This is a genomic window from Micromonospora sp. CA-248212 (assembly GCF_050948405.1).
GTDB lineage: Bacteria > Actinomycetota > Actinomycetes > Mycobacteriales > Micromonosporaceae > Micromonospora.
In genome coordinates, this window is the sequence record NZ_CP192023.1 from 1,820,094 (window position 1) to 1,831,662 (window position 11,569).

Below are 11,569 nucleotides of genomic sequence, written 5' to 3' on the forward strand. Positions count from 1 at the left end.
CCCTGGGCGGCGTTCAGCCCGGCTCGCCGGCCGTGGTGTCGGCGGGCCTGGTGTCGGCGGGCCTGGTGTCGGCGGGCCTGGCGGCGTCCCGCGCGGCCAGCAGCGCCTCGGCCAACTCGACCGGACGCCGGCTGCTCACCACCCAGAACGGGGTCGGGTCGGCCGGGTCGTCGAGCACCACCTGCACCGCGCCGCTGATCCACGGCCGCTGCACCACGAAGGCGAGCGGGTCCGCGCCCACGCCCAGCACCTCACGACGCCCGGAGGCGTCCAACGGGACCACGTCGGCCACGAAGCGCGCCGGCAGCCGGGCGTCGTCCACCCGTAGCTCGCCGTCGACGACCGCCACCCCGATCCGGCCCAGCCACCACAGCCCGACGGCGGTGACCGGCAGCAGCACGGCGAAGGGCACCCAGGCGCGGGCGCCGGAGCCACCCATCCAGATCTCGACCGCCAGCAGTCCGGCGGCCACCAGGCTGATCAGCCACAGCCACCAGGGCAGGTCCAGCCGTTCGGCGTACGCCGGGCGGGCCGGAACCCCTGGCCGATCGGCGGACGGGGAGGGCGACATGCTCACTCCTGCGAGGGTACGGCGCACGGCGGGCCGGCCAACCGGCAGGATGGCAGGGTCACCGGAGACAACCGGACCGAAGAGGGGACCCGTGACCGACGTCGTACCCGTGCCCGTACGGCTGCTCGATGCCGAGCTGCCGATGCCCACGTACGCCCATCCCGGCGATGCCGGGGCCGACCTGGTGGCCGCCGCGGACGTGGAGCTGCCGCCCGGCGGCCGCGCCCTGGTGCCCACCGGCGTGGCCGTCGCCCTGCCGGACGGCTACGTGGGCCTGGTCCATCCCCGGTCCGGCCTGGCGGCCAGGCTCGGCGTGACGGTGCTCAACGCGCCCGGTACGGTCGACGCCGGCTATCGGGGTGAGATCATGGTCAACCTGATCAACCATGATCGGGACACGCCCGCGAAGATCTCTCGCGGGGACCGGATCGCCCAGCTCGTGATCCAGCGCGTGGCACGGGCGCGGTTCGAGCCGGTGGCCGAGCTGCCCGGGTCCACGCGTGGTACCGGCGGGCACGGTTCGACCGGTGGGCACGCTCAGCTGGTGCCGTCGCCGGCCGGCGGGCAGACGGAAGAAGTGGCAGGGTGATCGTGAACAGCGGAGGGTGGGCGCAGTGATCTTCTCCCGAAAGCGGGCCGACGCCGGGCGGCACACCCGCGACGAGCGGGGCACCGAGGTCCTCGACGAGGGCGGCGCGGCGGCGGCGCTGGTGCGCGGGCCGTACGACATCTCCGAGGTTGACGACGAGGTGCAGCGGCTCGACCTGGGCAGCCTGCACATTCCGGCGGTCGCCGAGGTGGAGGTGCGGGTGCAGGCCGACCCGCAGGGCGTGATCCAGCAGGTCGTGCTGGTGCACGGGGACAACGCGTTGCAGCTCGGCGTCTTCGCGGCCCCCCGGTCCGAGGGGATCTGGGACGAGGTGCGCGAGGAGATCCGGCAGTCGCTGCTGCGGGACGGCGCCTCCGCGCAGGAGGTCGACGGCGAGTACGGCACGGAGTTGCACGCCCAGGTACGGACCCCGGACGGCCCGACCAACCTGCGGTTCGTCGGCGTCGACGGGCCGCGCTGGATGGTCCGTGGCGTCTTCCAGGGGCCGGCGGCCACCGATTCGGCCAGCTCGGGCCCGCTCGCCGAGTGCCTGGAAGGCCTGGTGGTCGACCGTGGCCAGGAGGCGAAGCCGGTCCGTGAGCCGTTGCCGCTGCGACTGCCCCGCGAGATGGCCGACCAGGCCGAGGACGCGTCCAGCGAGCCCCGCCAGGTCTGAACGACCGCGTCCCGGCCCGCCGGAACCGACCCCGTCGGCGTACGCTGGCGGGACGGTTCCGGCGTCGCCGGAGCCGGGCTGGTCCCGGCGAGCGTGGAGAGGGTGACGCGGAGGTCATGACGACCGACGAGAGCAAGGTGTCGCTGCGGCGCATCCTGCAACGGTTCACCGCCAGCGAGGCCGAGATCGACGCGCAGGAGCTGCGGCAGGAGAGCGCCGAGTGCGGTGGCGTCCTGGCCCAGCAGTGCTCCCGGGGCCAACTGGTCTCGGTCGCCGGTCGGCTGCGCACCGTGGTCTACACGCCGCGCACCAACCTGCCCACACTGGAGGCCGACCTGTACGACGGCAGCGACGTCGTCACCCTGGTCTGGCTGGGCCGGCGGCACATTTCCGGGATCGAGCCGGGGCGGCACCTGACCGCTCGTGGCCGGGTGGCGATGCGCGACGACCGCAAGGTCATCTACAACCCGTACTACGAGCTGGACTCGCCGAAGTGACGGCGCCGGGGACGGAAGGCCGGTCATGACGACGGGACAGGACCGGGCGGCACAGCCGGAGACTCCTGCCGAGGACGACGAGGCGCTGCCGACGATCGCCGAGCAGATGGCCGACCAGCTCGGCGGCTGGCGTGGGCTGGTCGAGTCGAGCATCCCGGTGGTCGTCTTCGTGGTCGCCAACATCATCGGTGACCTGCGGCCCGCCGTGATCGCCTCGGTGGCCGTCGCGCTGCTGATCGCCGGGTTGCGGCTGGCTCAGCGCCGGCCGATCCGACATGCGGTCAACGGTCTGTTCGGCGTCGGCATCGGCGCCGCCATCGCGTGGCGTACCGGCGATGAGCGCGACTTCTACCTGCCCGGCATCCTGTACGGCATCGGCTACGGCATCGCCCTGCTGATCTCGGCGGCCGTCCGACAGCCCCTCGTCGGTTGGATCTGGTCGGTGCTGGTCGCCAAGGGCCGTTCCGAGTGGCGGACCGACCCGAAGTTGGTGCGCATCTTCACCCGGCTGACCGTGCTCTGGGGCGTGGTGTGGCTCGCCAAGGTGGGCGTGCAGGCCGGGCTCTACCTGGCCCACCAGGACACCGCGCTGGGCGTGGCCCGGTTGGCGCTGGGCTATCCGCCGTACGCGCTGTTGCTGCTCATCACCGTCTGGACGGTGCGCCGGGTCACCCGGGAGCCGCAGCCCACCCCGCTGCCCGGCGCCTGAGCAGGGCCGGCGCCGGGGCCGGGGCCGGCTCAGCGTGAGCCGCGGGTCCGCTCGACGCTGTCCGGGCCGAGGATGACCGCGCGCACGTCGTCCTCCACCTCGGCCGTACAAACGAAGATCAACTCGTCGCCGGCCTCGATGGGGTCGTCCGGGCTGGGCACCAGGACACGCTTGCCGCGCAGGATCGCCACCAGGGCGGAGTCGCGGGGCAGCGGCACCGCGTGCAGGGGCTGACCGACGTACGGGGCGGTCGGCGGCAGGGTGATCTCGACCAGGTTGGCCTCGCCCTGCCGGAACGTCATGAGCCGGACCAGGTCGCCGACGGTGACCGCCTCCTCGACCAGGGCGGCCATCACCCGGGGCTTGCTCACCGCGACGTCGACGCCCCACTGCTCGGTGAAGAGCCACTCGTTCTCCGCCCGGTTGACCCGGGCGACCACGCGGGGCACCGCGAACTCGGTCTTGGCCAGCAGCGACAGCACCAGGTTGGTCTTGTCGTCGCCGGTGGCGGCGACCACCACGTCACAGCCGGCGACGTTCGCCTCCTCCAGGCTGGCCACCTCGCACGCGTCGGCGAGCACCCACTCGGCGGCGGGCACCCGGTCCGGTCGGAGCATCTTCGGTTGACGCTCGATCAGCATCACCTGGTGGCCGTTCTCGATCAGCTCCTGGGCGATCGAACGGCCCACGTTGCCGGCGCCGGCGATGGCGATCCGCATGGCTCAGTGCCCTCCTTCCGGCGGCGTCGCCGCCACCGCCGTGACCGCGGCCACGATGTCGTCGCTGACCAGCATGAACACCTGGTCACCCTCCTGCACGAGGGTGGACGCGGTGGGCAGCGTTCCGATGCCGAAGCGGATCAGGTAGGCGACCCGCGCACCCGAGGACTGCTCCAGCACGTGCACCGGGTGACCGATCCACTCCCGGTGCACCGGGACCTCGACGATCGACACGGTGCTGGTCGGGTCGCGGAAGATCTCCACGTTGCCCTCGGGCACCAGGTGCCGCAGCATCCGGTCGGCCGTCCAGCGCACCGTCGCCACGGTGGGGATGCCGAGGCGCTCGTACACCTGCGCCCGGCGCTGGTCGTAGATCCGGGCCGCGACCCGGGACACGCCGAAGGTCTCGCGGGCCAGGCGGGCCGAGATGATGTTGGAGTTGTCGCCGCTGGAGACCGCCGCGAAGGCGTCCGCCCGCTCGATGCCGGCCTGGCGCAGCACCTCGCCGTCGAAGCCCGCCCCGGTCACCGTGATGCCGGCGAAGTCGGGGCCGAGCCGGCGGAAGGCGTCGGCGTCCTGATCGATCACCGCCACCGAGTGTCCCCGGGACTCCAGGCTGTGGGCGAGGGTCGACCCGACCCGCCCACATCCCATGATCACGACGTGCACGCTGTCCCTCCCAAGGTGCGTACCGTTCCCGCTACCGGTGGCCTTCGAGTGCGAGCCTGCCACGTCCCGGTCGAGAGCGGGGACCGACCGTACCCCGCCGCCGTGCACGGCGATGATCGCCCACCCCCGCGTTCGCACCGTGGTGGTCGTACTCTTGGCGTTCGTGGCCAGTCCCACCTCGCTGCTGAAGCGGCTGCTCCTCGGTCGACCGTTCCGGTCCGACCGCCTGCAGCACACCCTCCTGCCGAAGCGCATCGCGCTGCCCGTGTTCGCCTCCGACGCGCTGTCCAGCGTCGCGTACGCGCCTGACGAGATCCTGCTGACCCTGTCGATCGCCGGGGCGTCGGCGTTCGTGTTCTCCCCGTGGATCGCCTTCGCGGTCGTCGTGGTGATGCTCACGGTGGTGGCCAGCTACCGGCAGAACGTGCACGCCTACCCCTCCGGCGGCGGCGACTACGAGGTGGCCACGGTCAACCTCGGCCCCAAGTTCGGCATCGGCGTGGCCAGCGCCCTGCTGGTCGACTACGTGCTCACGGTGGCCGTGTCCGTCTCCTCGGGGGTGGCCAACCTCGGCTCGGTGGTCCCGTTCGTGGCCACCCACAAGGTCATGATCGCGGTCCTCGCGGTGATCCTGCTGACCGCCGTCAACCTGCGCGGGCTGCGCGAGTCGGGTACCGCCTTCGCCATCCCCACCTACGGCTTCGTGATCGTGATGGGCGGAATGCTGCTCACCGGGCTGTTCCGCGTCTTCGTCCTGGGCGACGACCTCCGCGCGCCCAGCGCCGACCTGGTCATCCAGGCCGAGCACAGCGTGACCGGCTTCGCGCTGATCTTCCTGCTGCTGCGGACGTTCAGCTCGGGCGCGGCCGCGCTCACCGGCGTCGAGGCGATCTCCAACGGCGTCCCCGCGTTCAAGGCGCCGAAGAGCCGCAACGCCGCCACCACACTGCTGCTGCTGGGCGCGATCGCGGTGAGCCTGCTCGTCGGGATCATCTGGCTGGCCCGGCTGACCCACCTGCAGTTCGTCGAGGACCCCGCCCTGCAGATCGTCTCGGGCCCCGAGGGGTACGTGCAGAAGACGGTCACCACCCAGCTCGGCGAGACGGTCTTCGGCGCCGGCTCGATCCTGCTCTACGTGGTGGCCGGGATGACCGCGCTCATCCTCTTCCTGGCCGCGAACACCGCGTTCAACGGCTTTCCGGTGCTCGGCTCGATCCTCGCCCAGGACCGCTACCTGCCCCGCCAGTTCCACACCCGGGGCGACCGGCTGGCCTTCTCCAACGGCATCACGTTCCTCGCCCTCTTCGCGATCGTCCTGATCGTCGGCTTCCAGGCCGAGGTGACCCGGCTCATCCAGCTCTACATCGTCGGGGTGTTCGTCTCGTTCACCGTCTCCCAGGCCGGCATGATCCGGCACTGGAACCGGCGGCTGCGCACCGAGCGGGACCCGGAGGCCCGCAAGCGGATGCACCGCTCCCGGGCCATCAACACGTTCGGCATGGGCCTGACCGGCACGGTGCTGGTGATCGTCCTGATCACCAAGTTCCTGCTCGGCGCGTGGATCGCGATCGCCGCGATGGCGGTGATCTACGCGCTGATGCTGGCCATCCGCCGGCACTACGACCGGGTCGCCGCCGAACTGACCCCGCCGGACGAGAGCCGGGGCGTGCTGCCCGCCCGCAACCACGCGATCGTGCTGGTCAGCAAGCTGCACCAGCCGACGTTGCGGGCCATCGCGTACGCCCGGGCCACCCGCCCGGACACGTTGACCGCGGTGACCGTCAACGTGGACGAGAAGGACACCCGCGACCTGCAGGCCGACTGGGAACGGCGGGAGATGGCGATCCCGCTCACCGTCGTCGACTCGCCGTACCGGGAGATCACCCGACCGATCCTGGACTTCGTCGCCTCCACCCGCCGTACGTCGCCGCGCGACGTGGTCACCGTCTTCATCCCCGAGTACGTGGTGGGGCGCTGGTGGGAGAACCTGCTGCACAACCAGAGCGCGCTGCGCCTCAAGGGCCGGCTGCTCTTCGAACCGGGGGTCATGGTGGTCAGCGTGCCGTGGCAGCTCGCCTCGACCGCCAGCAAGAACCTGGACCGGCTCGACGCCACGCTCTCCAACACGCCGGCGCGTGGACCCCGGGGCACCGTGCCGGCGGCGGTGGCCGCGCCGCCGCCCGGCGAGGCCACCCCGGCGGGCGGCGAGACGCTGGGAGAGAGCCGTGACTGAGCGTACGACCGCGGGTGCGGCTGCGGCTGCGGCCACGGCCCCGGCCCCGGCCTCGGCATCGGCATCGGCATCGGCCTCGGTTTCGACGGCCGAGCGGGGCCTCGGCGAGGCGGAGCGGGTCGAACTGACCGTCGACGCGGTGGCCCCCGGCGGGCACTGTGTCGCCCGGGTGGAGGGGCAGGTGGTGTTCGTCCGCCACGCGCTGCCCGGGGAACGGGTGATCGCCGAGGTCACCGAGGTGCACCGGGGGTTCGTCCGGGCCGACGCCGTGACCGTGCTGGACCCCTCGCCGGACCGGGTGCAGCCGCCCTGCCCGTACGCGAAGCCGGGCGCCTGCGGCGGGTGCGACCTGCAACACGTCGCCCCGGCCGCGCAGTTGGCCTGGAAGACCGCCGTGGTGCGGGAGCAGTTGGCCCGTCTCGGCGGGCTCACCGACGTCGAGCTGGATCGGCTCGGCGTGCAGGTGGAGGCGCTCCCGGGCGGACCGCTCGGCTGGCGTACCCGGGTCCGCTACGCGGTTGACGCCGCCGACCGGGCGGGCCTGCTCAAACACCGCTCGCACGAGGTCGTGCCGATCGACCGTTGCCGCATCGCCCACCCGGCCATCCAGCAGCTTGCGGTGCTCAGTCCGGCCGGTGCGCGCTGGCCGGCAGCGGAGGCGGTGGAGACCGTCGTCAGCGGCGGCGGGGACGTGAGCGTCGCCGAGGTCCGCGACGGGGTCGTCACCCCGGTGAGCGGGCCCACTGAGGTCCGTGAGGTGGCCGCCGGGCGGGACTGGGCGCTGCCCGCGTCCGCGTTCTGGCAGGTGCACCCGGCGGCGGCCGACACGCTGAACACGGCCGTGCTGGAGCTTCTGGACCCCCGACCGGGCGAGGTCGCCTGGGACCTCTACGGGGGCGCCGGGCTGTTCGCCGCCGGGCTGGCCGCCCGCGTCGGCGCGTCCGGTCGGGTGACGTTGGTGGAGGCCTCCGCGCAGGGTGTCGCCGCCGCCCGGGAGAACCTGGCCGACCTGCCCCGCGTCGAGGTCGTGTCGGCGCGGGTGGAGACCGCGCTGGCCCGCCGACGGATCACCGGCCCGGTCGACGTGGTGGTGCTCGACCCGCCGCGCTCCGGCGCCGGCGCCCCGGTGGTGCGCGCCCTGGCCGCCGCCGGTCCACGGGCGGTCGCGTACGTGGCGTGTGATCCGGCCGCCTTCGCCCGGGACGTCCGCACCTTCGCCGAGATGGGCTGGCGGCTGACGGCGCTGCGCGGCTTCGACCTGTTCCCGATGACCCAGCACGTCGAGTGCGTCGGACTGCTGCTGCCGCCAGCCTGACCAGGTGCTCAGCGGGCTGCTCCGCGGCAAGCGGCTCGGGCCAGGCTGCGGAGTACCGGGCGGCCGATAGACTCTCCGGTCATGAGCGTTGAAGAGGACACGGCCAACCACGGTCGGCTGCTGGAGACGGTCCGAGGTCCGCAGGACGTCAAGCGGATGTCCGGCGAGGAGCTGGATGTGCTCGCCGCCGAGATCCGGGACTTCCTGATCGCCAAGGTCTCCCGCACCGGCGGGCACGTCGGGCCCAACCTCGGCGTGGTCGAGCTGACGCTGGCCATGCACCGCGTCTTCGACTCCCCCCGGGACCGGCTCCTGTTCGACACGGGCCACCAGGCGTACGTGCACAAGATCCTCACCGGGCGGCAGGCCGGCTTCGACAAGCTCCGCCAGCGCGGTGGCCTCTCCGGCTACCCCAGCCAGGCCGAGAGCGAGCACGACCTCATCGAGAACTCGCACGCCTCCACCGCGCTCTCCTACGCCGACGGGCTGGCCAAGGCGTACGCCCTGCGCGGTGAGCAGCGCAGCGTCGTGGCCGTGGTCGGCGACGGCGCGCTCACCGGCGGCATGTGCTGGGAGGCGCTGAACAACATCGCCACCGCCGGCAACTCGCTGGTCATCGTGGTCAACGACAACGGCCGGTCCTACTCGCCCACCATCGGCGGGCTGGCCGACCACCTCTCCTCGCTGCGACTCAACCCGGGCTACGAGAAGGTCCTCGACACGGTCAAGGACGCCCTCGGCTCCACCCCGTTGGTCGGCAAGCCGATGTACGAGGTGCTGCACGCGGTCAAGAAGGGCATCAAGGACGCGGTCGCCCCGCAGGCCATGTTCGAGGACCTGGGCATCAAGTACGTCGGCCCGGTGGACGGGCACGACGTGGCGGCCGTCGAGTCGGCCCTGCGCGCGGCGAAGAACTTCGGCGGCCCGGTGATCGTGCACGCCGTGACCCGCAAGGGGTACGGCTACCGTCCGGCCGAGGAGGACGAGGCGGACTGCCTGCACGGCCCGAGCAGCGCCTTCGACGTGGAGACCGGCACGCTGCTGGCCGCACCCTCGGTGAAGTGGACCCACGTCTTCGCCGACGAGCTGCTGGCCATCGCCGACGATCGGCCCGACGTGGTGGGCATCACCGCCGCCATGGCCGAGCCGACCGGCATCGCCAAGCTGGCCCGCAAGTACCCCGAGCGGGTGTACGACGTGGGCATCGCCGAGCAGCACGCCGCCACCTCGGCGGCCGGCCTGGCGCTCGGTGGCCTGCACCCGGTGGTCGCCGTCTACGCCACGTTCCTCAACCGTGCCTTCGACCAGGTCCTGCTGGACGTGGCGATGCACAAGCTGCCGGTGACCTTCGTGCTGGACCGGGCGGGCATCACCGGCCCGGACGGCCCCAGCCACTACGGCATCTGGGACATGTCGGTCTTCGGGGTGGTGCCCGGTCTGCGGATCGCCGCTCCCCGTGACGCCGTCACCCTCCGCGAGGAGCTGCGCGAGGCGGTCGCCACCGACGACGGCCCGACGGTCCTGCGCTTCCCGACCGGCGCGGTCGCCGCGGACCTTCCGGCGCTGCGCCGGGTCGGCACCGTCGACGTGCTGGCCGAGTCGGCGCGTACCGACGTGCTTCTCGTCGCCGTCGGTTCCTTCGGCCAGATGGGCATGGAGGTCGCCGCCCGGGTCGCCGAGCACGGCTACGGCGTCACCGTGGTCGACCCCCGCTGGGTGCGTCCGGCCCCGGCCGAGCTGGTCGACATGGCCGCCCGCCACCGCCTGGTGGTCACCGTCGAGGACGGCGTCCGCGTCGGCGGTGTCGGCGACGCTATCGGCCAGGCGATGCGCGACGCCGACGTCCGGGTGCCGCTCAAGGACCTGGGCGTACCGGCCGACTGGCACCCGCACGGCACCCGCGCGCAGATCCTCGCCGACCTCGGCCTGACCGCGCAGGACGTGGCCCGTGACGTCACCGGCTGGATCTCCCGCCTGGACGCCACCCCGGACCACCTGACCCCCACCAGCAACACGGCCGCCCAGAACTAGCCCCGGCTCCACCGACGGCGGGCGCCCCCAGGGGCTGCCCGCCGTCGTGCGTCCGCGCCACCCCGGCCGCGTCCCCGCGCGACCTCCCGCCCTCCCGCCACCCTCCCGCCCTCTCGCCGCGCGCCGATCTTGCACTTTCGGTTGTCGAAGCGCACCCTTTTGCGCCTTATGTCGCAGCAGAAAGTGCAAGATCGCCGGGGCGGGCCGGGGTGGGCCGGGCGGGGTGGGGCGGGCGGGGTGGGGGTTAGCGGTGAGGGCTTACTGAGCGGTAGTGGGTTTTGTCGGTGTTGGCGAGGCTGTAGGTCTGGGTGTGGGACGGCTCCGGCACGACCACCAGGCCGGGGCGTTCCACCAGCAGCGGGGTGCCCGGCGGCACGGAGAGCGAGCTGTCCCGGGTGGCCCGCCAGCTGAGCACCAGCAGCGGCTGGTTGGGGATCGGAAGCTGGTACGTCTGCAACGGGGTGGCCCGGTCGGCCGGCGACACCACCGGGGCGCTCCCGTCCGCCGGCCGGTAGACGACGGCGGTCATCGTGCCGGCGTCGGTGTCCCAGCTGAGCTGCTGCAACTCGGCCGGCTCGCCGCCGCCGAGCGCCACCTCGCCGAGCGACCGGACCGAGAGCTTCGCCATCGGCCAGGACGTCGGTACGGACTTCGGCGCGTCCCGGTCGCCGATCCGGCGCGGAATGCTGCCGAAGGGGCCCCGCTCGCCGGCCAGCACACAGGTGTCCAGGCCGGTGAGCGCGCGGCGGCCGGCGCCGGACTCGTCCCGTACCAGCGGATAACGCGGGTCGGTCGTGCCGGTGCCCAGGTCGAGCAGCCGGTCGGCGGCCCGCCCCCGGGGCAGTGACTCGGTGGCGCGCAGGGTCGCCGTCACGCCGACAGCGGTGCAGGCTGGCACGTCGACCGGGGCGCTGAGGCCGTCGGTGACGGCCAACGCCCGACCCTGCGGCCCGAGCAACTGCTGCACCCGGGCCGAGACCAGGTAGCGCCGACCGCCGGCCGTCTGGACCGGCAGCACGTCGGAGTAGACCAGGTAGCCGGGGTCGGTGTACTCGGTGGCGCGGCTGATCGCGTACCGGCCGCCGTCACCGGTGAGTTGCAGCAGCCAGGACGCGCTCTCGCCCGGCACGTCGGCCGCGACCAGGGCAACCGGGGTCCCGTCGACGCGTCCGGAGAAGAGGATGCCGGACGATGGCAGGTGCGCCCGGTCGTCGTCCGGTGACCGCCAGTCGCGTACCGCCTCGGTGACCGCCGTCGTCGCTGCGGCGTCGCCGGACAGATCGCCCCGGGGCGGCCACACGGCCAGCGTGCCGTCGAGGCTGTCGTACCCCACCCGCAGGTCGCGAGGCGCGCGGTCCGCGACGGGACCGCACGCGGTGCTGACCAACAACGCCGTCAGCAGGGCGGCGAGCATCCTGCCGTGCCGGCGGCCCGGAGTCACCTGATCCGCCCCCGATCGCCTCGCCGTCGCTGTCGGAAAGCGCCATAGTACGAGATGTCCGATGCGACGCCGCCGCTGGCCGGTTCCTCGTCCGCCACAATGGACATCACCGGGGCTTT

Annotated in this window: 11 protein-coding genes; 7 read left to right on the forward strand and 4 right to left on the reverse strand. The window is 72.9% G+C overall.

Going from position 1 to position 11,569, the window contains the following annotated elements; all coding sequences use genetic code 11:
* Nucleotides 1-13: 13 nt before the first annotated feature.
* Nucleotides 14-571: a DUF3093 domain-containing protein gene (locus ACQP03_RS09050; protein ID WP_357393590.1), complete on the reverse strand. Its 558-nt coding sequence runs from the start codon at nucleotides 569-571 to the stop codon at nucleotides 14-16.
* A gap of 91 nt (nucleotides 572-662) precedes the next feature.
* Between ACQP03_RS09050 and dut the strand changes: the two genes are divergently transcribed.
* The 4 genes from dut (at nucleotide 663) to ACQP03_RS09070 (ending at nucleotide 3,042) form a co-directional block, all read left to right on the forward strand.
* Entirely contained in the window at nucleotides 663-1,160 is a 498-nt protein-coding gene (gene dut / locus ACQP03_RS09055) for a dUTP diphosphatase (protein ID WP_357122724.1), read from the forward strand.
* Nucleotides 1,161-1,185: 25 nt separating this feature from the next.
* Nucleotides 1,186-1,836: a DUF3710 domain-containing protein gene (locus tag ACQP03_RS09060; protein WP_357122727.1), complete on the forward strand. Its 651-nt coding sequence runs from the start codon at nucleotides 1,186-1,188 to the stop codon at nucleotides 1,834-1,836.
* Nucleotides 1,837-1,952: 116 nt separating this feature from the next.
* Entirely contained in the window at nucleotides 1,953-2,333 is a 381-nt protein-coding gene (locus tag ACQP03_RS09065) for an OB-fold nucleic acid binding domain-containing protein (protein WP_357122730.1), read from the forward strand.
* Nucleotides 2,334-2,358: 25 nt separating this feature from the next.
* Complete coding sequence (locus tag ACQP03_RS09070) at nucleotides 2,359-3,042, forward strand: DUF3159 domain-containing protein (protein WP_357122733.1); 684 nt, start codon at nucleotides 2,359-2,361, stop codon at nucleotides 3,040-3,042.
* A gap of 29 nt (nucleotides 3,043-3,071) precedes the next feature.
* Here ACQP03_RS09070 and ACQP03_RS09075 read toward each other — a convergent pair whose 3' ends face one another.
* Entirely contained in the window at nucleotides 3,072-3,761 is a 690-nt protein-coding gene (locus ACQP03_RS09075) for a potassium channel family protein (protein WP_355053285.1), read from the reverse strand.
* A 3-nt stretch (nucleotides 3,762-3,764) separates the two neighbouring features.
* A complete protein-coding gene (locus tag ACQP03_RS09080) occupies nucleotides 3,765-4,430 on the reverse strand; it encodes a potassium channel family protein (protein WP_357122736.1) in 666 nt (221 codons plus the stop codon).
* 163 nt (nucleotides 4,431-4,593) lie between these two features.
* Here ACQP03_RS09080 and ACQP03_RS09085 point away from each other — a divergent pair, with 163 nt between their 5' ends.
* The 3 genes from ACQP03_RS09085 to dxs all read left to right on the forward strand — a co-directional run bounded on the left by ACQP03_RS09085 (nucleotide 4,594) and on the right by dxs (nucleotide 10,009).
* The gene (locus ACQP03_RS09085) at nucleotides 4,594-6,663 is read left to right on the forward strand and encodes an APC family permease (protein ID WP_357122739.1); all 2,070 of its coding nucleotides are present in this window, start codon (nucleotides 4,594-4,596) and stop codon (nucleotides 6,661-6,663) included.
* Nucleotides 6,664-6,787: 124 nt separating this feature from the next.
* On the forward strand, nucleotides 6,788-7,978 hold the full coding sequence (locus ACQP03_RS09090; protein WP_433461141.1) for a class I SAM-dependent RNA methyltransferase: 1,191 nt from the start codon (nucleotides 6,788-6,790) through the stop codon (nucleotides 7,976-7,978).
* A gap of 81 nt (nucleotides 7,979-8,059) precedes the next feature.
* On the forward strand, nucleotides 8,060-10,009 hold the full coding sequence (gene dxs, locus ACQP03_RS09095; protein WP_433460794.1) for a 1-deoxy-D-xylulose-5-phosphate synthase: 1,950 nt from the start codon (nucleotides 8,060-8,062) through the stop codon (nucleotides 10,007-10,009).
* A 244-nt stretch (nucleotides 10,010-10,253) separates the two neighbouring features.
* Here the strand turns inward: dxs and ACQP03_RS09100 are convergent, their stop codons facing one another.
* Nucleotides 10,254-11,423 carry a hypothetical protein gene (locus tag ACQP03_RS09100; RefSeq protein ID WP_357123369.1) on the reverse strand — a complete coding sequence of 390 codons (1,170 nt, stop codon included), beginning with the start codon at nucleotides 11,421-11,423 and terminating at the stop codon, nucleotides 10,254-10,256.
* Nucleotides 11,424-11,569 lie beyond the last annotated feature (146 nt).

Bases quoted from the DNA above. Each gene is read 5' to 3' on its own strand.
- ACQP03_RS09050 (WP_357393590.1), bottom strand. From the start codon at position 571: ATGTCGCCCTCCCCGTCCGCCGATCGGCCAGGGGTTCCGGCCCGCCCG.
- ACQP03_RS09065 (WP_357122730.1), top strand. From the start codon at position 1,953: ATGACGACCGACGAGAGCAAGGTGTCGCTGCGGCGCATCCTGCAACGG.
- ACQP03_RS09070 (WP_357122733.1), top strand. From the start codon at position 2,359: ATGACGACGGGACAGGACCGGGCGGCACAGCCGGAGACTCCTGCCGAG.
- ACQP03_RS09075 (WP_355053285.1), bottom strand. From the start codon at position 3,761: ATGCGGATCGCCATCGCCGGCGCCGGCAACGTGGGCCGTTCGATCGCC.
- dxs (WP_433460794.1), top strand. From the start codon at position 8,060: ATGAGCGTTGAAGAGGACACGGCCAACCACGGTCGGCTGCTGGAGACG.
- ACQP03_RS09100 (WP_357123369.1), bottom strand. From the start codon at position 11,423: ATGCTCGCCGCCCTGCTGACGGCGTTGTTGGTCAGCACCGCGTGCGGT.